Source organism: Rhizobium sullae (genome assembly GCF_025200715.1).
GTDB classification, from domain to species: domain Bacteria; phylum Pseudomonadota; class Alphaproteobacteria; order Rhizobiales; family Rhizobiaceae; genus Rhizobium; species Rhizobium sullae.
On sequence record NZ_CP104144.1, the window covers coordinates 1,266,084 to 1,287,156 of the forward strand.

Here is a 21,073-nt window from a genome sequence, read left to right on the forward strand (position 1 = left end):
GCGGGCGACATGACGCTTCCGACATCGACATACCGCATTCAATTCCGCAACGGCATGACGTTCGACCGGGCGATCGAATGTGTGCCGTATTTCAAAGCGCTTGGCATCAGCCATCTCTACGCTTCGCCGATCTTCGCCGCGACGACGGGTTCGACGCATGGCTATGACGTGACTGACGCCAATAAGATCGATCCGGCAATCGGCGGACGGGCGGGTTTTAACCGGTTGAGCAGTGCTTTGAAAGACGCCGGGCTCGGCCTCATCCTCGATATCGTGCCCAACCATATGGCCGCCTCGACGGAAAGCCCCTGGTGGCGGAGCGTGCTGAAGCTTGGGCAGGAAAGCCCCTATGCACGATATTTCGATATCGACTGGAGCGAACGGCTGACCCTGCCCATCCTCGGCAAGCCGTTCGAAGACACCCTGTCGGATGGCGAGCTGCGGCTTGAGCGCGATCCGGAAAATGGCGAACTGGTGCTTGGCTATTGCGACATGCTTTTGCCGTTGAACCCCGGCAGCGCCGAGCTTGTTCCAGCAAGCGCAGATGAGCCGGCGTGGCTTTCGAACGACAAAGAGCTGATCGCTCGCCTGCACGAGGCCCAGCACTGGCGATTGATCCATTGGAAAGAGGCGGCAAGACATCTGAGCTATCGGCGTTTTTTCGAGGTGACGGAGCTGGTCGGTCTGCGCGTCGAGGACGAGCAGGTTTTCGAAGATAGCCACCGGCTCATCCTCGAACTTGTGCGCTCCGGGCAGGTGCAAGGTTTGCGGCTCGACCATATCGACGGCTTGGCAGATCCGAAGCACTACCTGCAAAGACTCCGCGCCGAAGCAGGACCGGAAACCTATATCGTCGTCGAGAAAATCCTCGGTCGCGACGAAAAACTACCCGCAAGCTGGCCGATCGCCGGGACCACCGGCTACGAGTTCATTTCGGCGCTTGGCCATCTCTTCATCGACGGCGGTGGCCTGCAACAGCTTGGCACCGCCTATGCGAATATCGCCCCGGACATGGCCGATATTGCAGCCGGTCTTCGCGCAGCCAAGCAATTGATGGTGGAACGCAACTTCGAAGGCGAGACGACGCGGCTGGTGAAGATCGTCGATGGCCTTTATCCCGACCTTGAGCGCGCCGGGATTGCGGCAGCTATCCGCGAGTTGTTGATCGCCTTTCCCGTCTATCGCATCTATGGCAGCAAAGGTCGGCTTGACACGCGGGATGGGGACGTGCTCGGCAGGGTCGTTTCCAGCGCGGCAGAAAAGCTTGCCGACCAGCGGGCGATCGACGTCGTGGCAAGGCTCTTGAAAGGTGAGGTACGGGGAGCAGACGCGAAAGAATTCCGCCGCCGCTTCCAGCAGTTGAGCGGACCTGTCATGGCAAAGGCAATGGAGGACACGTTCTTTTATCGCTACAATCGGTTACTTGGCCTAAACGAAGTCGGCGGCGATCCGGCTATGACGCCGGGCGGCGTCGAGACTTTCCATACACTGATGCTTAAGCGCGCGCGGTTTATGCCGCACGGGCTTTCAGCGACATCGACACACGATACCAAGCGCGGCGAGGATGCCCGCGCAAGGCTCTATACCTTGAGCGAAGGAGCAGATGTCTGGGTGCAGGCGGTGGAGCGTTGGCGCGAGATGAACCGCGACCATCTGGTCGAATTGCCGAGCGGCTTGACGCCTGAACCGAACGTCGAATGGATGCTCTATCAGGCGCTTACCGGGATCTGGCCGGAGGATTTCTCAAATGGAGAGGCTGAAGCGCTGACAGGACGCTTCACCGCTTATGCGGAAAAGGCGATCCGTGAAGCAAAGCACGGCACGAGCTGGGATGAGCCTCATGCCGGATACGAGGCGGCGGTTAGAGCTTATGCAACAGCGTTGCTTTCATCGACCAACCTCGCCTTTCACGAGGATTTCGGAACGGTGATGCGGCCGTTCATCGAGGCCGGCTATCTGAACAGCCTGTCGCAGACGCTGATAAAGCTGACAGCACCCGGCATTCCCGATATTTATCAGGGCGCGGAGCTTTTCGATTTAAGCCTCGTCGACCCTGACAACCGCAGGCCTGTCGACATGACGGCCTTGTCTGCCAGCCTCTTGGAAGGAGTGCCGGTCGTAAGTCTGACTGTGCCTGCGCTGAAACAGCGCATCGTCGAAATCGGCCTTCATTTTCGAAAGCGGCAACCGGAGCTTTTTGCGAAAGGCGCCTACGTTCCGCTTAAGGTGTCCGGCAGCCGCAAGGATCATGTCGTTGCCTTTGCGCGAGAGTTGAACGGAACCTACGCGATGACCGTCGTTCCACGGTTGATGCTCGGCTGGCTGGATCCAGGCGTTCTGTTCGCCGGGCCGGAATTCTGGAACGATACGATGATCCAGGTGCCTGCCTCCTTCGATGGCCTCCGCTGCGATCTCTTGACCGGTAGGATGCTCGAGCCGGGAGGCGAGCTGTCGCTTTCGGCGCTACTCGGCAGCCAGCCTGTGGCTCTCATCGAGCCTTGGGAGGCCGATATCGAAGAGCATGAAATTATCACTTGACCTTCCAGTTGCTGGAAGGTGCATAAGCCTATCCACTGCCCGTCGGGACAAAGGAGAAGCCTATGAATACGCACGATCACCACCATCACGGCACCAGCAGTTGTTCCTGCGGGCACGGTAGCGCCGACACTGGCGGGGCCATATTTGCCCGCGATCCCGTCTGCGGCATGATGGTAGATCCGGATGCGGACAAGCCGACTCACAATTACCAGGGCCACACCTATCATTTCTGCTCCGACGGTTGCCGTAAGAAATTCGAAGCCAATCCGCAGGATTATCTCACGGCCAAGGATCCGGTTTGCGGCATGTCCGTCGATCGCGCGACCGCGCTGCATTTCCTGAAGTACAACGGCGAGAAATTCTACTTCTGCTCGGCGGGATGCAAGGCAAAGTTCGAGGCCGATCCGGAAACCTATCGCCACGGAAAACGGCTGGCACAAAAGCCTATGCCGAAGGGTACGCAATATACCTGCCCGATGCATCCGGAAGTCGTCAGCGATCATCCGGGCGACTGCCCGAAATGCGGCATGGCGTTGGAACCGATGGGTGTTCCGCCGGCAGACGAGGGCCCGAACCCGGAGCTTGCCGATTTCACGCGGAGGCTCTGGATAAGCGCCGCTTTGGCCATTCCGCTACTCGTTCTCGGCATGGGTCCGATGATCGGACTGCCGTTGCGCGATGCGATCGGCGAGCCACTGGCAAGCTGGATCGAACTTTTGCTCGCAACCCCTGTCGTGCTTTGGGCTGCCCTGCCCTTCTTTCGCCGGGCTTGGAACTCATTCCTCAACCGCAGCCCGAACATGTGGACGCTGATTGGCCTCGGCGTGGGCACCGCTTATGTCTACAGCGTGGTCGCTGTGCTTGCGCCCGGCCTTTTCCCCATGAGCTTCCGGGGGCATGGCGAGACTGCGCCCGTCTATTTCGAGGCGGCGTCCGTAATCGTGGCGCTCGTCTTCGTCGGCCAGGTGCTGGAATTGAAGGCGCGCGAGCGGACGGGCTCGGCCATACGGGCCTTGCTCGACCTTGCGCCGAAGACGGCACGCCGCATCGATGCAGACGGCAGCGAAACGGATATCGAGGTGGACGAGATCGCGAGCGGCGACCTGCTGCGGGTGCGGCCAGGCGAACGCGTTCCAGTCGACGGGTCGGTCATCGATGGGCAATCGACCATCGATGAATCCATGATTACCGGCGAACCGCTACCGGTCGAAAAGACGAAGGGCGATGCCGTCACCGGCGGGACGATCAACCGGAACGGCACTTTCGTGATGACGGCAGAGCGCGTAGGTGCGGAAACAACCTTGTCGCGCATCGTTGACATGGTCGCCAAGGCACAGCGGTCGCGGGCGCCGATCCAGGCCGCGGTTGACCGGGTTTCGGCCTTCTTCGTGCCTGCCGTTGTTGTAACGGCGATCGTCGCCTTCATCGCCTGGGCAATTTTCGGGCCGGTGCCGCCGATGGCACATGGCCTGCTTGCCGCGGTTGCCGTGCTCATCATCGCTTGCCCCTGCGCACTTGGCCTTGCAACCCCGATGTCGATCATGATCGCCACCGGGCGTGGCGCGCAGGAGGGCGTGCTGATCAAGGATGCCGAAGCGCTGGAACGTTTTTCGAAGGTCGATACGCTGATCGTCGATAAGACCGGCACTTTGACGGAAGGCAAGCCCCGCCTTACGGACGTCGTCCCGGTTGGCGGCACAGATGAAAAGAAGTTGCTCCTATTGGCGGCAAGTCTGGAACGCGGGTCAGAACATCCGCTTGCCGAGGCAATTGTCGCCGGTGCGGAAGAGCGCAAGATCAAGCCGATTGATGTCACGGGCTTCGAGGCTATCACCGGCAAAGGCGTGAAAGGCGATGTGGACAACACTGCCGTAGCGCTCGGCAATGCCGCGATGATGAACGATCTCGGCATTGATACCGCGCCGCTTGCCGAAAAGACCCGCGCCCTGCGCGACGAGGGCAAGACCGTGATGTTCGTCGTCATCGACGGCAGTCTTGCGGGTTTCGTTGCGGTTGCCGACCGGATCAAGGCGACGACCGCTGAGGCGATCCGCGCGCTGCACGAAAGCGGGCTGCGCATCATCATGGCGACTGGCGACAATGAGCGCACGGCAAACGCCGTCGCAAAAAGTCTCGGGATCGATGAGGTGCGCGCCGACGTTTTGCCGGAAGACAAGAAGGCGCTGATCGACGAACTGCATGCAAAGGGTGCGGTCGTTGCAATGGCCGGCGACGGCGTGAACGACGCTCCGGCACTTGCCGCCGCAGATGTCGGCATCGCCATGGGAACGGGGGCGGATGTGGCGATGGAAAGTGCCGGCATTACCTTGGTGAAGGGTGACCTCAACGGGATCGTGCGCGCCCGGCGGCTGGCGGAGGCGACGATGCGCAACATCCGCCAGAATCTCGGCTTCGCTTTCGGCTACAATGCTCTCGGTGTGCCGGTCGCCGCAGGCGTGCTCTACCCGGTCTTCGGCCTGCTGCTTTCGCCGATGATTGCGGCAGCGGCCATGAGCCTATCGTCTGTCTCCGTCATCGGCAACGCGCTGAGGCTGAGGCTCCAGAAACTCTGAAAGGACAAAAGAATGAACATCGGCGAAGCATCGGACCGCTCCGGTCTGCCACCCAAGACCATCCGCTACTACGAGGATATCGGTTTGATCCGCCCCGGAAGGGGCGGAAATGGCTATCGCGACTATGAGGCCACCGATGTTCACAAGTTGCGTTTCCTCCAGCGTTCCCGCGGGCTCGGCTTTTCTGTCGAGGAATGCCGGCAACTGCTGGCGCTTTACGAGGACAAAAGCCGGGCAAGCGCCGACGTGAAGGAGATCGCACAAGGCAAGCTCCATGAGATCGACCGGAAGATCCGGGAGATGTTGGAATTGCGGCGCACGCTGGAGCATCTTGTGCATGCCTGCCACGGCAACGACCGGCCAGACTGCCCGATACTGGAGGAGTTGTCGGATGGCAAAAACGTCTAGAAATCAGGGCCAATTGTTTTGAGATCGGTCAGCGTAAAACCGGCGTCCTTCGTTAGGATCGGCATCTTGCCCGCCTTTGCCGCCGCATAGTGAAAGCAATCTGCCAGATTGAGCGCACTGTTGCGACTAGCATCCGGATAACGATGGCGTCCATATTTTTCGAAGGCGCTTAGGGCAATGGTATTTTCAGTAAGCGTTATCGATACGACTGCAATCTCTGCAAGCCGCAGAAACTCCTGGACCTTTGCCTCGGCTTCAGCCATCGGAATCTGTTTCTTGCGATAGATAGCGGCTGCCGCCTCCCATACGGCAAGGACGGAAGTGACAAGCTCACCTCGAGGAACCTCATCGAGGGCTCTCGCAAAACTGTCCCATTTCTGCTCCTGCAAGAGCAGCGCGATGATGACCGACGCGTCGACGAACATCAGTATTCGCCGCTGAGATCGTCGAAGAATTTCTTATCGAGAACGACGTCGCTATCTCTGTAGGATGCGATCTTTTCTTGCAGCGGCCTTAACCGCTCACGAAAAGGCAGCTTTTCGTCTGTGCGGCGAAGCTCGTTTTCAAGCGCGAGCCGCACGGCCTCGGTCTTGTTGATGCGCTTCTTCGCAGCCAGCTGTTCAGCCAGCTGGTTCACAGTCTCGCTTCTTATATTGAGAGGCATGGCGCACGCTCCTGTGTAGACAATTTATAGATAGCGTCTACACAGATCAGAAGCAAGAACTTCATCAGCTTAAATATTTTGAAAAAAGCAGGAATAAAACATCATCGGCAATCGTATACTCAACCATGGAACGGAAAGAACGGCCCTTCGACGTCATCGGGCAGCTCGCGGCGCTCAGGCGCTATGCGCGTGCGCTGGTGCGCAATTCGGATGACGCTGAAGACCTTGTGCATGATGCGCTCGTGCGCGCCTTCGAGAAGCGGCAGAGCTTCCGGCGTGCCGGCAACCTGCGCACCTGGCTGCTTTCCATTTTGCACAACGCCCATATCGATCGGGTTCGTCAGAACCGGTCCGTAGCGCGCCGGCACGATGAAGCGGCTCTTGAGACGGACTCGTCGCTGCCGGCGGGACAGGAACATGCGGTGCGTCTTCAGCAGGTCCGTGACGCTTTCTTCGACCTGCCGGAAGAACAGCGCGAGGCACTGCATCTCGTTGCGATCGAGGATCTTTCCTATCAGGAAGCTGCAGCCTCGCTCGGCATCCCGGTCGGAACGCTGATGTCGCGGGTTTCACGCGCCCGCGCGCAGCTTCGCGAATTCGAGGCAGCAACGCCCCGCGCCTCGCACCTGAGGTTAATCGGAAGGAACGGCAATGAAAGCAGTTGATCCGATCATCGATACCGATCTCGACGCCTATGTGGATGGCGAGCTGGACGTGGCGCGTCGCATTCAGGTGGAATCCTATCTTTCCGAGAACCCGGCGATTGCTGCAAAGGTAATGGCCGATCTCAGCATGAAGGGCGAGCTGCGCCTGGCGCTTGCCGGCGAAAATGCCTTCGGCCGGATCGAGACTCGGGATGCCGCACGGCGTCTGGAGCGTGGTCTCTCTTACGGCCGTATCTTGCATGCGGTTCAGCGGGCCGCTGCCGTCAGCGTGCTCGTGATGGCAGGTTGGGTGGCACATACCTCCTTTGGCGCCTTTACGGCGACGGAGGTTGTCGCGTCCGTTCCAGCTCCGCCCTATGTCGAGGATGCGGTGCAGGCCTACCAGACGGCCAAACTTCGCGAAACGATGCCTTCGCAGACGGCTGCAAAATATAATCCTGACGAGATTCGCGCGGATACCGCGATCGTGATGCCGGAACTGCCGAAGGAGTGGGAGGTTTCCGATGTCCAGATTTTTCGGTCCGAATTCGGCCCGAGCGTCGAAATGGCAATCCGGGAACCGGACGGCAAGCGGCTTTCGCTTTTTGCCGTCCGGCCGGGCGCTTTTGCCGTTCAGCCGGTCAGCCATCTGGCGCTCGACAATGCCGAGGCCGCTTACTGGCAGATCGGCGAGGTCGCCTATGCACTGATCGCCAGCGACAGGGATCTTGAACTCGATCGGGCTGCCGAGGGGCTCGCCCGTTCGCTCTACTAGTTTGAACCAGAGGAGATCAAAATGAATCCGAACAATCCGCGTTACGGCTACGGCTCTGCCGCCAGCTCGCAGGTTCTCTTCGATGAGGGCCTCCGCAAGCACATGCTGCGCGTTTATAACTACATGGGTCTCGGTCTCGTCATCACCGGGATCGTCGCCTTCATCGTCGGCAGCACGCCGGCCCTTTACGTGCCGATCTTCCAGTCGCCGCTGAAGTGGGTAGTCATGCTGGCGCCGCTAGCCTTCGTCTTCTTCTTCTCGTTCCGCATCCAGACGATGTCGGCAAGTGCCGCGCAAATGACGTTCTGGGCGTTCTGCGCGGTCATGGGTCTATCGCTGGCCTCGGTATTCCTCGTCTTCACTGGCACGAGCATCGCGCGCACGTTCTTCATCGCCGCGACGATGTTCGGCGCGACCAGCCTCTATGGCTACGCGACCAAGCGTGATCTTTCCGGCTTCGGCTCGTTCCTGATCATGGGCCTGATCGGCGTCATCATTGCCAGCATCGTCAACCTCTTCCTGGGTTCGAGCGCGCTGCAGTTCGCCATCTCGGTGATAGGTATCCTCGTCTTCGTCGGCCTGACCGCCTGGGACACGCAGAATATCAAGGAACAGTTTTCGGAAAACCACGATCAGGAATCGAACCAGAAGCTTGCCGTCTTTGGCGCGCTCTCGCTCTACCTGAACTTCGTGAACATCTTCCAGCTCCTGCTCAACTTCACCGGCGAGCGGGAATAAAGACCGCGCTTCTGGGGGCAAAGGAAGCGCAAGAGCGCCCGGTCTGCAATCTGTGACAGGATGGCGAGCCGGGCGTTCACCTTAAAAAGACGGCCGGGCTTGATGTCCGGCCGTCTTTCTTTTGTGTCAGATAATGCCCCAGGCGCGGTAACGTCCGCGGCCGGTGATTTCGCGGATGCCGATCTCGTTCAGCAGATTGAGGGCACCCCGGCTCGTGACCTGCAATTGGCGGGCGACCATCGCCGAGGATACCATGGGGCGCGAAAGGACGAATTCCGCAAGCTGCGGCAGACTGCTGTTTGAGCGGCGATCCCGGAAGCGCAGTTCCATCTGGGTGCGGGCAAGAGATAAGCGATCCATCTCCTTAAGCCCGGTCGCAGCGCTCTCCGTCATGGCGTCCAGAAAAGCGAGCAAGCGAGTCAGGCGATCGCGCGAGCGGCGCTTCTCGTGGCGGATGGACTTCAAACCGGCATAGAAGGCAAAGAGATGCGAGGCGACCTTACCCCGGGACCGCAGATAGCCCGAAACAAGGAGGCCGCCCAGCCAGTGCTGACGTCTGACCGGCTCGGTTCGCTCCCAGGCCTCGAAAAGCACTGCGGCGGCCAAGGCAGGAGGCAACTCGTCGGCAAGCGGAATGAGCGCACGCCAATCGGATAGGCGCTGGGCCTCGTCCCATTCGTCGTCGCCGAAGAGGCCGAGCGGATCGGCGCGCGTCTCCTTCGGCCTTTCTTCCACCGCAGGAGCTCCGCCGAGATGGGTATCCAGTAATCGCTGAGAGCGGGCGAGTACGGCGTCGATCTCGGCAAGTTCCACCGATAGCAGCGCTTCGGCTTCCTCCTCCGCTTCATCGGGCGGCGCTATCGCCCCCTTCACTTCTGTTGCGCGCGCGGTTTCCTCCAGACCGGCGCCGGCAAGCGCATTCAATCCGGCAGCACTAAGCGCCCAAGTGGGGTCGGCCGTCCAGATGCGGCGACGCGCCCGCAGGACAGCATGGGCAATCGTCAGCTCGTGGCTCGGCGTCCGGCTGTCCATATGTGCATCATGCAGCACCAGGTCTTCGACATGTACGAGTTCTCCCGCAACCCAGAGGGCGCTTGCGGCATCGAAAAAGTGGCCGCGTTCGGCAAAACCGTCGCCGACAGGCGAACGGGCTGCTCTCTCATCCAGCCTGGCCAGCATATCTTCCGCCAGCGCGATTGCAGGCAGCAGGCTCTTCAGCATTGCGTTGTCGATTTCGTAGCGCATCTTTTATCGGCCGGAAGTCATCTCAACGTTTACTTCCGCTATTTGCAGCATGATTCGCAATAGACGTGCTGCGAATTCTCAGGAGGCCGGGCTGAAGCGCGCGACGAGCGCATGGCGGTCTCCGGGATAGGTAAAGCGCACATGCGTAACCGATCCGGCGCTGCTCCAGGTGCGACGCTCGATAACGAGGCAGGCTGTCGAACGGGCGATGCCGAGCGCTGCTGCTTCCTCAGCACCGGCCTCAAACGCGTAAATTTTGTGCTCCGCCGCACTCCACGGAACCTGTTTTAAGAGCCAGGCGCCAGGGGCGAGCGCGCTGAAGTCGGCATCGGCCGCTTCCGGGACTGCACTAAGATTGATCAGGCGCTGCTCCAGGCAGAAAGGCCGGGTCCCCGCGAAATGGACGCAAACGATCTCTTTCACGAGACCGCCCGCCGGAAGATCGAGGTTGTCTTCGGCCTTTATTTTGCGGCTCACACTTTTCGTGACCGAATAGGAGTAGGGCAAGTTCAGCGACTGAACTTCCGCCTTGATGTCGTGGATTTCCAGTACGGCCGACTGTGCCTGCGGCTGGGTGACGAAGCTGCCGGACTTCTTGCGGCGCTCGATCAGCCCGGCTTTTGCGAGTTGCGTCAGCACTTTGTTGACGGTCATTCGTGAGCATCCATATTGCATGGCGAGATCGACCTCAAAGGGGATGCGATAACCAGGCTGCCACTCGCCGGAGACGATCCGGCCCTCGATCTCGCTCAAGATGCGCTGATGCAGGGTCGCATCCTTGCTGCCGTTCATAACTCACTCCGCTTCGGGTCCGCTGCTCTAGTTGGAACGCAGCGGCAAGAAAAGACTTAGGCTGCGACCAGCTCGTGCATTGCTGCGAGGAAACGCCGATTGATCGCCTCGCGCTGCCGATGACGGCCGGCTTCGACCTGTTTGCGCCCAAGGGCCCAGACGCAATCGACAGCGACGCCGCCGGCAAAGATCCAGTGGTCGAGGATATGGTCATCGGTGAGATAAGGCACTGTGCCACAATCGAGCGCGACGATATCCGCATAGTTACCTTCAGCGAGACCCCCTGCAGCATCGAGAGCCGCACTGCCGCCCGCAAGTGCATTGTCCAGCAGTGCACGGCCCGTCGAGCTGCCGCTCTTGGCAATTACGTTGCGGGCGCGAAGCGCCAGCCGTTCGGAATATTCGAACTGGCGGAGCTCTCCAGGAAGCGAGATCTGCACATTCGAATCCGACCCGACGCCATATCGTCCGCCCTCTTCGAGGAAAAGCGGCGCCTGAAAGGTGCCGTCGCCGAGATTGGCCTCGGTGATCGGGCAGAGACCGGCGATCGCACCGCTTTTCGCCATGCGCCGGGTTTCATCGTCGGTCATGTGGGTGGCATGGATAAGGCACCAGCGGCGGTCGACGGGCGCATGCTCAAGAAGCCACTCGACGGGTCTTGCGCCTGACCATGCGATGCAATCGTCCACTTCTCTCACCTGTTCGGCGACGTGGATATGGATCGGTCCGCCTTCTGCAAGCGGCAGGAGCGTTGCCATCTCATCGGGTGTGACGGCGCGCAGGCTGTGAGGTGCCATACCAAGCTTTCCGCCTTCCAGCTTTTGCGTGACCGCGCGAGCCCGCTCCATCAATTTGCCGAAGCTCTCGAGCGAATTGATGAAGCGCCGCTGGCCCTCGACGGGCGCTGCACCGCCGAACCCGGAATGCGCGTAAAAGACCGGCAGCAATGTCAGGCTTATGCCTGCCGTCTTGCTCGCGGCGCCGATGCGTTCCGCCAGCTCCGCAATATTAGCGTAGGGGCTGCCGTCCTTGTCATGATGCAGATAATGGAATTCACCGACACGCGAAAAGCCGGCTTCAAGCATTTCCATGTAAAGCTGTGCGGCAACCGCCTCCACATGCTCCGGCGTCATCGAAAGCGCGAATCTGTACATGACCGTGCGCCAGCTCCAGAAGCTGTCATTTGCAGGGCCACGGACTTCGCCAAGGCCTGCCATGGCGCGCTGGAAGGCATGGCTGTGCAGGTTGGGCATCGCAGGAATAAGGAGGTGGTGGCGCTCGTCGCTCGCCTCGGCCTTCGCGCCGGCCTCGATCTTCGCGATACGGCCGCCTTCAAGCGACAGTCGTACGTCGCTTCGCCACCCCGCCGGCAAGAGTGCGGTCGCCGCATGAAGTGTCGTCATCGCCTTTTCCCTTCCTGTGAGCCTTCTATCTTTCTTTTCCATGGAAACGCCCAAATTTCCACTTGTCACCCGATTAATATGTATATACATGTTTCGGCATAAGGAAAGGCGTAAAGCTGATGAGCGGGAACAATCTTTTTACGAAGGAGCAGAGACCGAGCCTCTGGCGCAACGGCCGGCTCATGACGCTCGATCCGGGTAAGCCAGGCTTGGGCACCGTCGAAAAAGGCGCGATCGTTACCGATAACGGCCGCATTTCCTATGCCGGTCCGGAAGGCGAGCTGCCCGTTTCGGTCATAGAGCGTGCCGAAATCGTCGACCTTGAAGGCCGCTGGGTGACGCCGGGGCTTATCGATTGCCACACCCACATCGTTCACGGTGGCAACCGCGCGCGCGAATTCGAAATGCGGCTTGCGGGGGCATCCTATGAAGAGATTGCCCGCGCCGGCGGCGGCATCGTCTCCTCGGTCAGGGCGACGAATGCGCTTTCCGTCGAAGGCCTTGTGCAAGCTTCACTGCCCCGCCTCGATACGCTGCTTTCCGAAGGCGTGACGACGATCGAGATCAAGTCGGGCTACGGTCTTTGCATCGCTGGCGAAGTAAGGATGCTGGAGGCTGCCCGAGCGCTCGGCTATGCACGGCCTGTGCGCGTCAACACGAGCTATCTCGGTGCCCATGCGACCCCCACCGAATACAAGGGCCGCAACCGCGATTATATATCCGACATCGTGCTGCCCGCGCTCGAAGAGGCATATGGCAAAGGCCTTGTCGATGCGGTCGATGGTTTCTGCGAAGGCATTGCCTTCTCTGCGGAAGAGATTGGCCTTGTCTTTGATCGCGCCGAGGCGCTCGGCCTCCCCGTCAAGCTGCATGCCGAGCAGCTATCCAATCTGGGCGGCGCCGAGCTTGCCGCCGAGTATGGTGCGCTTTCGGCGGATCATCTCGAATATCTCGATGACGACGGCGTGGTCGCCATGGCGGCAGCCGGAACCGTCGCGGTGCTGCTGCCCGGCGCGTTTTACGCGATCAACGAAAAGCAGAAGCCGCCGGTAAACGCGCTACGTGCCGCCGGTGTTCCGATCGCCGTCGCGACGGATTGCAACCCAGGCACCTCGCCCCTCACCTCCCTGCTTCTGGCGATGAATATGTCGGCGACGCTGTTTGGCTTGACGGTTGAGGAATGTATCGCAGGCGCCACACGTGAAGGCGCTCGCGCACTCGGCCTTCTTGCCGAAACCGGCACGATCCAGGCCGGAAAATCGGCCGATCTTGCCATCTGGGATATCGAGAGCCCGGCCGAGCTTGTCTATCGCATCGGCTTCAACCCGCTTTTTGCGCGTGTCTTCAAGGGCGAAAGGATCGACCGTTGACCATCATCCTCCATCCAGGTTCCGTTTTTCTGAAACAGCTGGAAACGATCTACTGGACCGGCGAACCGGCAAAGCTCGATGCCACCTTCGACGCTGGAATTCAAAAGGCCGCAGCGCGCATCGCCGAGATCGCCGCCGGCAACGCCCCCGTCTACGGCATCAATACCGGCTTCGGAAAGCTCGCCTCGATCAAGATCGACAGCGCCGATGTCGCTACACTTCAGCGCAATCTCATCCTCTCGCACTGCTGCGGCGTCGGAGCACCGTTGCCGGAGAATGTCGTGCGCCTCGTCATGGCGCTGAAGCTCGTGTCACTTGGCCGCGGCGCTTCCGGTGTACGGCTGGAGCTGGTGCGGCTGATCGAGGGAATGCTCGACAAGGGCGTCATCCCGGTTATTCCGGAAAAAGGTTCCGTCGGGGCCTCGGGCGATCTTGCGCCGCTTGCCCATCTGGCGGCGGTGATGATGGGAGAGGCCGAAGCCCTCTTCAAAGGTGAGCGCCTTCCAGGCGGGGAGGCCTTGAATCGGGCTGGCCTCAAGCCGGTTGTTCTCGCCGCAAAGGAAGGCCTTGCACTGATCAATGGCACGCAAACCTCGACCGCGCTCGCGCTCGCCGGTCTCTTCCGCGCACATCGTGCCGCTCAGGCGGCCCTGATCACCGGTGCCATGTCGACCGATGCCGCGATGGGTTCGTCAGCACCATTCCATCCGGATATCCATACGCTGCGCGGTCATCGCGGCCAGATCGATACGGCAGCCGCACTTCGGACGCTACTTGAAAGCTCTGTCATTCGTGAAAGTCATGTCGAAGGCGACGAGCGTGTGCAGGATCCCTATTGCATCCGCTGCCAGCCGCAGGTCGACGGTGCATGTCTCGATCTCCTGCGTTCTGTTGCCCGCACGCTCGAAATCGAAGCCAATGCAGTGACCGACAATCCGCTGGTGCTTTCCGACAACTCCGTCGTTTCCGGCGGCAATTTTCATGCCGAGCCGGTCGCCTTCGCCGCCGATCAGATCGCGCTTGCGGTCTGCGAGATCGGCGCAATTTCGCAGCGTCGTATCGCGCTTCTGGTCGATCCGGCTCTCTCCTACGGGCTTCCGGCCTTTCTCGCCAAGAAGCCGGGGCTCAACTCCGGCCTGATGATCGCGGAAGTCACCTCTGCCGCGCTGATGTCCGAAAACAAACAGATGTCGCATCCGGCTTCCGTCGACTCGACGCCGACGTCGGCAAACCAGGAGGACCATGTTTCCATGGCCTGCCATGGTGCGCGCCGTCTGCTGCAGATGACCGAAAATCTCTTCGGCATCGTCGGTATCGAGGCGCTGACGGCCGCACAAGGCGTCGAATTGCGCGCGCCGCTTGCGACCAGCCCTGAATTGCAAAAGGCGATCGCTGTCATCCGCAACGTGGTGCCGACGCTGGAAGTCGATCGCTACATGGCGGACGATCTACGCGCCGTTAGCGAACTCGTTGCAACCGGCGCGTTGAATACGTCCGTTTCCGAACACATCCTTCCATCCCTGGAGATCTGAGATGAGCAATCCCCGTCACAACATCCGCGAGATCCGTTCACCTCGAGGGCTGGAACTCAATGCCAAGAGCTGGATGACTGAAGCGCCGCTTCGCATGCTGATGAACAACCTCGATCCGGACGTGGCCGAAAATCCGAACGAACTCGTCGTCTATGGCGGCATCGGCCGCGCCGCCCGCACCTGGGACGATTTCGACCGGATCGTCGCGACCTTGAAGACGCTCACCGAAGAAGAGACGCTTCTGGTGCAGTCCGGAAAGCCGGTCGGCGTCTTCCGCACGCATAAGGATGCGCCGCGCGTTCTGATTGCCAATTCCAACCTCGTGCCGCACTGGGCGACCTGGGACCACTTCAACGAGCTCGATAAGAAGGGCTTGGCGATGTACGGCCAGATGACGGCCGGCTCGTGGATCTATATCGGCACGCAGGGCATCGTGCAGGGCACTTACGAGACCTTCGTCGAGGCGGGCCGCCAGCATTATGGTGGCAACCTCAAGGGTAAATGGATTTTGACCGGCGGCCTTGGCGGCATGGGCGGCGCGCAGCCGCTGGCGGCCGTTATGGCGGGCGCCTGCTGCCTTGCGGTCGAGTGCAATCCGGATTCAATCGATTTCCGCCTGCGCACCCGCTATGTCGATGCCAGGGCCGAAACGCTGGACGAGGCGCTCGAGATGATCGGCCGCTGGACCAAGGCAGGCGAAGCCAAGTCGGTCGGCCTTCTCGGCAACGCCGCTGAAATCCTGCCCGAAATGGTTCGTCGCGGCATCCGTCCGGATATGGTCACCGACCAGACCTCTGCGCATGATCCGATTAACGGCTATCTTCCGAAAGGCTGGACGATCGCGCAATGGAAAGCGATGCGCGAAACCGATCCGAAGGCGGTCGAAAAGGCCGCCCGCGCCTCGATGCGCGAGCATGTCGAAGCAATGATCGCCTTCTGGGATGCAGGCATTCCGACGCTCGACTACGGCAACAATATCCGCCAGGTCGCCCAAGACGAGGGTCTCGAAAACGCCTTTGCCTTCCCCGGTTTCGTGCCGGCCTATATCCGCCCGCTTTTCTGCCGCGGCATCGGCCCGTTCCGCTGGGCAGCACTCTCCGGCGATCCGGAGGATATCTACAGGACCGACGCCAAGGTGAAGGAACTGTTGCCGGACAACAAACACCTGCACAACTGGCTGGACATGGCACGCGAGCGCATCTCCTTCCAGGGCCTGCCGGCGCGCATCTGCTGGGTCGGCCTGGGCGATCGGCACCGTCTGGGCCTTGCCTTCAACGAAATGGTGAAGAGCGGCGAACTCAAGGCTCCGATCGTCATCGGCCGCGACCACCTCGACTCCGGCTCGGTTGCATCGCCGAACCGCGAGACCGAAGCGATGAAAGACGGTTCCGACGCCGTCTCCGACTGGCCGCTGTTGAACGCCCTTCTCAACACTGCCTCAGGCGCAACCTGGGTCTCGCTGCATCACGGCGGTGGCGTCGGCATGGGTTACTCGCAGCATTCCGGCATGGTGATCTGCTGCGACGGGACCGATGACGCCGCCCGCCGCATCGAGCGCGTGCTCTGGAACGACCCGGCAACCGGCGTCATGCGTCATGCCGACGCGGGTTATGACATTGCAGTCGACTGCGCTGAGGAGAAAGGTTTGCGGCTGCCGGGGATTCTGGGAAATTGAACCAAGCAACGTCCTCAGAACGGCTTGAGGGCTGGATACTGCAAGACCATTTTGTCGACGGTGATGAGCGGAATACCTTCAATAATCGCCTGAGCAATCAGGATGCGATCGAAAGGATCTTTATGGAGGGTCGGAAGGCTGGCGATGGCGATTGCATGCTCGCTGTTTATCGGAAGCTCGCAATAGCCATTTTCGAGTAGACGGTGCCGCAGAATATAGGGATCGGCCTGAAAATCAGTCCGTCCCTGACCATGTTTCATGGCTGTTTCCCAAATACTTGCCGGGCTGAAGAGAAGTTCGTTTTGCTCCTCTTCAATGAGAGCTTTGATACGATTGGGGATTGCGCCGATATCACCCGCCGCCCAGATCAGAATATGAGTGTCGAGGAGAAATCTCATTTTGGAAAGATATCGCCGCCGTAAGACATCTCCTCGATTTCATCCGCCATCATCGTGTCGAAATCGTCAGGAACCTTTATGAGACCCTTCATGAAGCCGATCCGCCGCTTTTTGGGCGCATCGACATCATCGATTGGAACGACCTTGACCATCGGCTTACCGGCTTTGGCTATGATAAAGGGTTCTCCCTTCGCCGCCTTCTCGATCAGCCGCGAAAGGTGCGTCTTCGCCTCATGTATGTTCACGGTTTCCATAGTGACCTCCAGCGGACTTAGTCTATTAAACTTAGTCTATTTCATCTCCTGACAACAACGGATCATAGCCATGCCGCGTACGGCCATTCTCACCGCTGACACGCACCGGCGCATGCCGTGGAAGAACGGCGGTGGCGAGACGGTAGAGATCGCTGTTTCGCCGCATGGTGCAGCCCTCGACGATTTCGACTGGCGGGTCAGTATGGCCACCGTTGCTTCCGACGGACCATTTTCGATCTTTCCCGGTACTGACCGCACACTTTCAATCCTTGCCGGTAACGGAATGTCCTTGGAAATCGACGTCCATGCGCCGGTCGTGTTGACACAACAGAGCGAACCGTTCGCCTTTGCGGCTGACATTGCCGTCATGGCACGGTTACAGGCGGGACCGATCACCGACCTCAATGTCATGACGCGGCGAGACGGCTTTGTGCATAAGGTCGAACGGCTGCATATCGGACTGAATTGGAGAGGCACTCTACCGGCTGCACTATCGCTTGTGCTGTGTCACGACGGAAAAGCAGCATTCGAATTGGCCGGAGAACGCGGCTCACTTAAAACTGGCGACGTCTTGATGATCGAAGGTCATTGCGGCGCCGCTTTGACACTTGCCGGCGCCGCCCACTGTTATCTCATCGTCATCACGGCCATCTGAAGCAAAGGTGATCTCCTCGTGTTTTGTATAGACAAAAGAAAAGCAGCGTGCCTAGTATGTCCCAATAAACAGGCAAACGCCTTACGTGCCTAAACAAAGAGCAGGGAACTCAGACATGAAAAAAGCACCGATTATTGCCGCGGCCCTAGCCGCCCTTCTCGCTGGCAGCGCGGCGCACGCCGCCGACACCAAGGTCTCCATCGGCATTTCCGGTTGGACCGGTTTCGCGCCGTTGACGCTTGCCAAGGAGGCCGGCATCTTCAAGAAGCACGGTCTTGACGTCAACATCGTCAAGGTCCCGCAGGCAAGCCGTCATCTGGCGCTGGCATCTGGCGACATCCAATGCGCGGCGACCACCGTCGAAACCTGGATTGTCTGGAACGCAGCCGGCGTCGCGACCAAGCAGATTTTCCAGCTTGATGTCTCGCATGGCGCCGACGGCATTGCCGCCAAACCCGGTATCGAAAAGGTCTCCGACCTCAAGGGCAAGTCGGTCGCTGCGTCCGCGCCAGGTACCTCGCCCTATTTCCTGCTCGCCTTCATCCTTGCCAAGAACGGCCTCAGCATGAAGGACGTGACGATCGTCAACATGGAGCCAGGCCCGGCAGCACAGGCGCTGCTTGCCGGCCAGAACGACGCGGCCGTCACCTACGAGCCCTATCTTTCAAGCGTTCGCGCCGCTCCGGACAAGGGCAAGATCATCGCGACCACGGTCGAATATCCGGCCGTCATGGATACTTTCGGCTGCGCGACTGCCTTCCTGAAGGATAATCCGGAAGCCGCCAAGGCGCTTGCCGCGAGCTACTACGATGCGCTTGAGATGATCAAGACGGACAAGGAAAAGTCCTATGAGATCATGGGCAAGGACGTGAAACAGTCCGGCAAGGCATTCGGTGAATCTGCCGCCTATCTCGAATGGCAGGACAAGGCCGCGGCACAGAAGTTCTTCGAAACGACCTTCAAGAGCTTCAACGAGGAAGCCGCCGATCTTCTGCTTTCGGCCGGCGTCATTAAGGTGAAGCCTGATCTTTCGACTCTCGCCGACCCATCCTTCATCAAGTGATCCGCAGACATTCAAGGGAGCGCCGGGACGGCCCAGGCGCTCCCGTTATTCAGTAAGGGCGCGGCATGCATCCACTTCAACCCATCGGAGCCCGCAGTCGGGCGCTGTTCGGCCTGCTGTTCTTCGTGCTGTTCTTCGCGGGCTGGGGCTATGCGACGCTCGGCGGCTATGTGTCGAAAACCTTCCTCGCCGATCCGATCACCATGGTGCAGGACGGCTACGACCTTTTGGTCAACCAGGGCTTCCTCTTCGATATCGGCATGACGATCTGGCGCGTCGGCGGCGGCTTCATCCTGTCAGCCCTCGTAGCCGTTCCGCTCGGCATCATCATGGGCGCCTACAAACCGGTCGAGGCGCTGCTCGAACCTTTCGTCTCCTTCGCGCGCTACCTGCCCGCCTCGGCTTTCGTGCCGTTGCTGATCCTCTGGGCCGGGATCGGTGAGACGCAGAAATTGTTGGTCATCTTCATCGGCGCCGTGTTCCAGATCGTGCTGATGGTAGCGGTCTCGGTTTCCAATACCCGCCGCGATCTCGTCGAAGCAGCCTATACGCTCGGCGCCAAGGACAGCGGCGTTGTCCGCCGCGTGCTCATTCCCGCCAATGCACCCGACATTGCTGAAACACTGCGCCTCGTGCTCGGCTGGGCCTGGACTTATGTCATTGTCGCCGAACTGATCGGCGCCTCCTCAGGCATTGGCTACATGATCATCAACAGCCAGGCGCTGCTTGCGACCGGCCAAATCATCTTCGGCATCATCGTTATCGGCCTGATCGGCCTTGTCTCGGATTTCGCCTTCAAATGGCTGAACCGCTGGCTTTTTGCCTGGAGGCTCGCATGAGCGAACTCGTCATAAAGGGTCTCAGCCGCACCTTCCCCGGTGTTCGCGGCGGTCAGCCGACGCTTGCGTTGCAGCCGACCGATCTTAGTATTCCGCGCAACGACTTCGTCACCATCCTCGGACCGTCCGGCTGCGGAAAATCGACGCTCTTGCGCATCATCGCCGGTCTCGACCGGCCGACGGCCGGCACCGTCGCGCTTGAGGGCAAGGCAGTTAAAGGTCCAGGCGCCGATCGCGGCATGGTGTTCCAGTCCTACACGCTTTTCCCCTGGCTGACGGTGCGCGACAATGTCGGCTTCGGCCTGCGTGAGAAAGGCGTTCCGGAGACGGAAAAGAAGGAGATCGTCGACAGCTACATCGACAAGGTCGGCCTTCGCGGCTTCGAGCATCATTGGCCGAAGCAGCTGTCCGGCGGCATGCAGCAGCGCACGGCAATCGCCCGGGCGCTTGCCAACAATCCGAAAATCCTGCTACTCGACGAACCCTTCGGCGCGCTCGACAATCAGACGCGCGGCCTGATGCAGGAGCTGCTGCTTGGTATCTGGGAGCGTGAGCAGAAGACGGTCATCTTCGTGACGCACGATATCGAGGAAGCCGTCTTCATGGCCTCGCGCGTCGTCACAATGACGGCGCGGCCGGGCCGCATCAAGTCGATCACGCCGGTCGATCTGCCCCATCCGCGCCACTACACGGTCAAGGCCAGTTCTGAATTCTCGGCTCTCCGGCTGAAGCTGACGGAGGAGATCCGAAGCGAGGCGATCGCCGCCGCGACGCATGGATAGGAGGAAGTGTCTGTGGGGGAAATGCCGCTTCACTTGCGCATCCTGAACGATGTCGAAAAGCGGATCCTCTCCGGCGAATGGCCGCCGGGCCACCGCATTCCCTTCGAGCACGAGTTGACTGTGCAATACGGTTGCTCGCGCATGACAGTGAACAAGGCGCTGACGGATCTCGTCAAGAAGGGGCTGATCGAGAGGCGGCGGAAGGCTGGGACCCATGTGAGCTTCCCGCATGTCCAATTTGCCGTCATGGAGATCCATGATCTGCGACGCGAGGTACAAGCGCTCGGCCTCCCCTATCGCTACGAGATCGTCAGCCTCAAGCCCCGGCGTGCGCGGCGCGAGGACAATGCGAGGCTCGACCTTGCAGCCGGCGCCTCGGTGCTCGAAATCGTCTGCGATCACTTCGCCGGCGACCGGCCCTTCTGCCACGAAGAGAGGCTGATCAATCTTGCCGCCGTTCCCGAAGCGGCGAAGGAGACTTTCGAAGAAGGACCGCCCGGAACGTGGCTGCTTGGCAAGGTGCCGTGGAGCTCCGCAGAACACCGGATTCGTGCAGAGGCCGCAAAAGCGAAAATCGCTTCCGCTCTCTCAATCCCAACCGGGAGTGCCTGCCTCGTCGTCGAGCGTACAACCCATTACAGCGGCCTGCAGATCACCCATGTAATATTCACCTATCCCGGCGACAGGCACGAGCTCGTGGCCCAGTTCGCGCATGGCTAAGGGCA

Annotated in this window: 21 protein-coding genes; 14 read left to right on the plus strand and 7 right to left on the minus strand. The window is 60.2% G+C overall.

Going from position 1 to position 21,073, the window contains the following annotated elements:
- Window positions 1-9: 9 nt before the first annotated feature.
- The 3 genes from treY to cueR all read left to right on the plus strand — a co-directional run bounded on the left by treY (window position 10) and on the right by cueR (window position 5,519).
- Window positions 10-2,538 carry a malto-oligosyltrehalose synthase gene (gene treY / locus N2599_RS26780; RefSeq protein WP_027509656.1) on the plus strand — a complete coding sequence of 843 codons (2,529 nt, stop codon included), beginning with the start codon at window positions 10-12 and terminating at the stop codon, window positions 2,536-2,538.
- A 62-nt stretch (window positions 2,539-2,600) separates the two neighbouring features.
- Window positions 2,601-5,111 (plus strand): heavy metal translocating P-type ATPase, encoded by a 2,511-nt coding sequence (locus N2599_RS26785; protein ID WP_027509655.1) that lies wholly within the window; start codon window positions 2,601-2,603, stop codon window positions 5,109-5,111.
- 12 nt (window positions 5,112-5,123) lie between these two features.
- The gene (gene cueR, locus N2599_RS26790) at window positions 5,124-5,519 is read left to right on the plus strand and encodes a Cu(I)-responsive transcriptional regulator (protein WP_027509654.1); all 396 of its coding nucleotides are present in this window, start codon (window positions 5,124-5,126) and stop codon (window positions 5,517-5,519) included.
- On the opposite strand, the gene N2599_RS26795 is transcribed toward cueR, so the two are convergent.
- Both N2599_RS26795 and N2599_RS26800 read right to left on the minus strand, forming a co-directional pair.
- A complete protein-coding gene (locus tag N2599_RS26795) occupies window positions 5,516-5,944 on the minus strand; it encodes a type II toxin-antitoxin system VapC family toxin (protein WP_027509653.1) in 429 nt (142 codons plus the stop codon). The genes cueR and N2599_RS26795 overlap by 4 nt on opposite strands.
- On the minus strand, window positions 5,944-6,183 hold the full coding sequence (locus tag N2599_RS26800; RefSeq protein ID WP_027509652.1) for a type II toxin-antitoxin system VapB family antitoxin: 240 nt from the start codon (window positions 6,181-6,183) through the stop codon (window positions 5,944-5,946). Before N2599_RS26800 ends, N2599_RS26795 begins: the two co-directional genes overlap by 1 nt.
- Window positions 6,184-6,308: 125 nt before the next feature.
- On the opposite strand from N2599_RS26800, the gene N2599_RS26805 reads away from it, so the two are divergent.
- The 3 genes from N2599_RS26805 to N2599_RS26815 are packed head-to-tail and all read left to right on the plus strand — an operon-like array spanning window position 6,309 to window position 8,340.
- Window positions 6,309-6,848, plus strand: coding sequence for a sigma-70 family RNA polymerase sigma factor (locus tag N2599_RS26805; protein ID WP_027509651.1), 540 nt, complete (start codon window positions 6,309-6,311; stop codon window positions 6,846-6,848).
- Window positions 6,835-7,602, plus strand: coding sequence for an anti-sigma factor family protein (locus tag N2599_RS26810; RefSeq protein WP_027509650.1), 768 nt, complete (start codon window positions 6,835-6,837; stop codon window positions 7,600-7,602). Before N2599_RS26805 ends, N2599_RS26810 begins: the two co-directional genes overlap by 14 nt.
- A gap of 21 nt (window positions 7,603-7,623) precedes the next feature.
- A complete protein-coding gene (locus tag N2599_RS26815; protein ID WP_027509649.1) occupies window positions 7,624-8,340 on the plus strand; it encodes a Bax inhibitor-1/YccA family protein in 717 nt (238 codons plus the stop codon).
- 126 nt (window positions 8,341-8,466) lie between these two features.
- Here the strand turns inward: N2599_RS26815 and N2599_RS26820 are convergent, their stop codons facing one another.
- The 3 genes from N2599_RS26820 to N2599_RS26830 form a co-directional block, all read right to left on the minus strand.
- Complete coding sequence (locus N2599_RS26820; protein ID WP_027509648.1) at window positions 8,467-9,585, minus strand: RHE_PE00001 family protein; 1,119 nt, start codon at window positions 9,583-9,585, stop codon at window positions 8,467-8,469.
- 78 nt (window positions 9,586-9,663) lie between these two features.
- Window positions 9,664-10,377, minus strand: a complete 714-nt coding sequence (gene hutC / locus N2599_RS26825) for a histidine utilization transcriptional repressor HutC (protein WP_027509647.1) — start codon at window positions 10,375-10,377, stop codon at window positions 9,664-9,666.
- Between the two features lie 56 nt (window positions 10,378-10,433).
- Window positions 10,434-11,780, minus strand: coding sequence for a formimidoylglutamate deiminase (locus N2599_RS26830; protein WP_027509646.1), 1,347 nt, complete (start codon window positions 11,778-11,780; stop codon window positions 10,434-10,436).
- A 119-nt stretch (window positions 11,781-11,899) separates the two neighbouring features.
- Here N2599_RS26830 and hutI point away from each other — a divergent pair, with 119 nt between their 5' ends.
- Genes hutI through hutU form a run of 3 tightly spaced genes read left to right on the plus strand, consistent with a single transcriptional unit; the run spans window position 11,900 to window position 16,357 of the window.
- Window positions 11,900-13,150: an imidazolonepropionase gene (gene hutI, locus N2599_RS26835; protein WP_027509645.1), complete on the plus strand. Its 1,251-nt coding sequence runs from the start codon at window positions 11,900-11,902 to the stop codon at window positions 13,148-13,150.
- On the plus strand, window positions 13,147-14,682 hold the full coding sequence (gene hutH / locus N2599_RS26840; protein WP_027509644.1) for a histidine ammonia-lyase: 1,536 nt from the start codon (window positions 13,147-13,149) through the stop codon (window positions 14,680-14,682). Before hutI ends, hutH begins: the two co-directional genes overlap by 4 nt.
- 1 nt (window position 14,683) lies before the next feature.
- Complete coding sequence (gene hutU, locus N2599_RS26845) at window positions 14,684-16,357, plus strand: urocanate hydratase (RefSeq protein WP_027509643.1); 1,674 nt, start codon at window positions 14,684-14,686, stop codon at window positions 16,355-16,357.
- A gap of 14 nt (window positions 16,358-16,371) precedes the next feature.
- Here the strand turns inward: hutU and N2599_RS26850 are convergent, their stop codons facing one another.
- Both N2599_RS26850 and N2599_RS26855 read right to left on the minus strand, forming a co-directional pair.
- Window positions 16,372-16,755 (minus strand): type II toxin-antitoxin system VapC family toxin, encoded by a 384-nt coding sequence (locus tag N2599_RS26850; RefSeq protein ID WP_027509642.1) that lies wholly within the window; start codon window positions 16,753-16,755, stop codon window positions 16,372-16,374.
- Complete coding sequence (locus N2599_RS26855; RefSeq protein WP_027509641.1) at window positions 16,752-17,009, minus strand: type II toxin-antitoxin system Phd/YefM family antitoxin; 258 nt, start codon at window positions 17,007-17,009, stop codon at window positions 16,752-16,754. Before N2599_RS26855 ends, N2599_RS26850 begins: the two co-directional genes overlap by 4 nt.
- 70 nt (window positions 17,010-17,079) lie before the next feature.
- Between N2599_RS26855 and N2599_RS26860 the strand changes: the two genes are divergently transcribed.
- The 5 genes from N2599_RS26860 to hutC (N2599_RS26880) all read left to right on the plus strand — a co-directional run bounded on the left by N2599_RS26860 (window position 17,080) and on the right by hutC (N2599_RS26880) (window position 21,068).
- Window positions 17,080-17,664, plus strand: a complete 585-nt coding sequence (locus N2599_RS26860; protein WP_027509640.1) for a HutD/Ves family protein — start codon at window positions 17,080-17,082, stop codon at window positions 17,662-17,664.
- A 115-nt stretch (window positions 17,665-17,779) separates the two neighbouring features.
- Window positions 17,780-18,727 carry an ABC transporter substrate-binding protein gene (locus tag N2599_RS26865; protein ID WP_027509639.1) on the plus strand — a complete coding sequence of 316 codons (948 nt, stop codon included), beginning with the start codon at window positions 17,780-17,782 and terminating at the stop codon, window positions 18,725-18,727.
- 65 nt (window positions 18,728-18,792) lie between these two features.
- Complete coding sequence (locus N2599_RS26870) at window positions 18,793-19,566, plus strand: ABC transporter permease (protein WP_027509638.1); 774 nt, start codon at window positions 18,793-18,795, stop codon at window positions 19,564-19,566.
- Window positions 19,563-20,348, plus strand: a complete 786-nt coding sequence (locus N2599_RS26875; protein ID WP_027509637.1) for an ABC transporter ATP-binding protein — start codon at window positions 19,563-19,565, stop codon at window positions 20,346-20,348. Before N2599_RS26870 ends, N2599_RS26875 begins: the two co-directional genes overlap by 4 nt.
- Window positions 20,349-20,369: 21 nt before the next feature.
- Window positions 20,370-21,068, plus strand: a complete 699-nt coding sequence (hutC, locus tag N2599_RS26880) for a histidine utilization transcriptional repressor HutC (RefSeq protein ID WP_027509636.1) — start codon at window positions 20,370-20,372, stop codon at window positions 21,066-21,068.
- Window positions 21,069-21,073: the final 5 nt, after the last annotated feature.

What these genes read in the sequence shown, in the direction of transcription:
- treY (WP_027509656.1), top strand. Translation starts at nt 10, where the DNA reads ATGACGCTTCCGACATCGACATACCGCATTCAATTCCGCAACGGCATG.
- N2599_RS26785 (WP_027509655.1), top strand. Translation starts at nt 2,601, where the DNA reads ATGAATACGCACGATCACCACCATCACGGCACCAGCAGTTGTTCCTGC.
- cueR (WP_027509654.1), top strand. Translation starts at nt 5,124, where the DNA reads ATGAACATCGGCGAAGCATCGGACCGCTCCGGTCTGCCACCCAAGACC.
- N2599_RS26795 (WP_027509653.1), bottom strand. Translation starts at nt 5,944, where the DNA reads ATGTTCGTCGACGCGTCGGTCATCATCGCGCTGCTCTTGCAGGAGCAG.
- N2599_RS26800 (WP_027509652.1), bottom strand. Translation starts at nt 6,183, where the DNA reads ATGCCTCTCAATATAAGAAGCGAGACTGTGAACCAGCTGGCTGAACAG.
- N2599_RS26805 (WP_027509651.1), top strand. Translation starts at nt 6,309, where the DNA reads ATGGAACGGAAAGAACGGCCCTTCGACGTCATCGGGCAGCTCGCGGCG.
- N2599_RS26810 (WP_027509650.1), top strand. Translation starts at nt 6,835, where the DNA reads ATGAAAGCAGTTGATCCGATCATCGATACCGATCTCGACGCCTATGTG.
- N2599_RS26815 (WP_027509649.1), top strand. Translation starts at nt 7,624, where the DNA reads ATGAATCCGAACAATCCGCGTTACGGCTACGGCTCTGCCGCCAGCTCG.
- N2599_RS26820 (WP_027509648.1), bottom strand. Translation starts at nt 9,585, where the DNA reads ATGCGCTACGAAATCGACAACGCAATGCTGAAGAGCCTGCTGCCTGCA.
- hutC (WP_027509647.1), bottom strand. Translation starts at nt 10,377, where the DNA reads ATGAACGGCAGCAAGGATGCGACCCTGCATCAGCGCATCTTGAGCGAG.
- N2599_RS26830 (WP_027509646.1), bottom strand. Translation starts at nt 11,780, where the DNA reads ATGACGACACTTCATGCGGCGACCGCACTCTTGCCGGCGGGGTGGCGA.
- hutI (WP_027509645.1), top strand. Translation starts at nt 11,900, where the DNA reads ATGAGCGGGAACAATCTTTTTACGAAGGAGCAGAGACCGAGCCTCTGG.
- hutU (WP_027509643.1), top strand. Translation starts at nt 14,684, where the DNA reads ATGAGCAATCCCCGTCACAACATCCGCGAGATCCGTTCACCTCGAGGG.
- N2599_RS26850 (WP_027509642.1), bottom strand. Translation starts at nt 16,755, where the DNA reads ATGAGATTTCTCCTCGACACTCATATTCTGATCTGGGCGGCGGGTGAT.
- N2599_RS26855 (WP_027509641.1), bottom strand. Translation starts at nt 17,009, where the DNA reads ATGGAAACCGTGAACATACATGAGGCGAAGACGCACCTTTCGCGGCTG.
- N2599_RS26860 (WP_027509640.1), top strand. Translation starts at nt 17,080, where the DNA reads ATGCCGCGTACGGCCATTCTCACCGCTGACACGCACCGGCGCATGCCG.
- N2599_RS26865 (WP_027509639.1), top strand. Translation starts at nt 17,780, where the DNA reads ATGAAAAAAGCACCGATTATTGCCGCGGCCCTAGCCGCCCTTCTCGCT.
- N2599_RS26870 (WP_027509638.1), top strand. Translation starts at nt 18,793, where the DNA reads ATGCATCCACTTCAACCCATCGGAGCCCGCAGTCGGGCGCTGTTCGGC.
- N2599_RS26875 (WP_027509637.1), top strand. Translation starts at nt 19,563, where the DNA reads ATGAGCGAACTCGTCATAAAGGGTCTCAGCCGCACCTTCCCCGGTGTT.
- hutC (WP_027509636.1), top strand. Translation starts at nt 20,370, where the DNA reads ATGCCGCTTCACTTGCGCATCCTGAACGATGTCGAAAAGCGGATCCTC.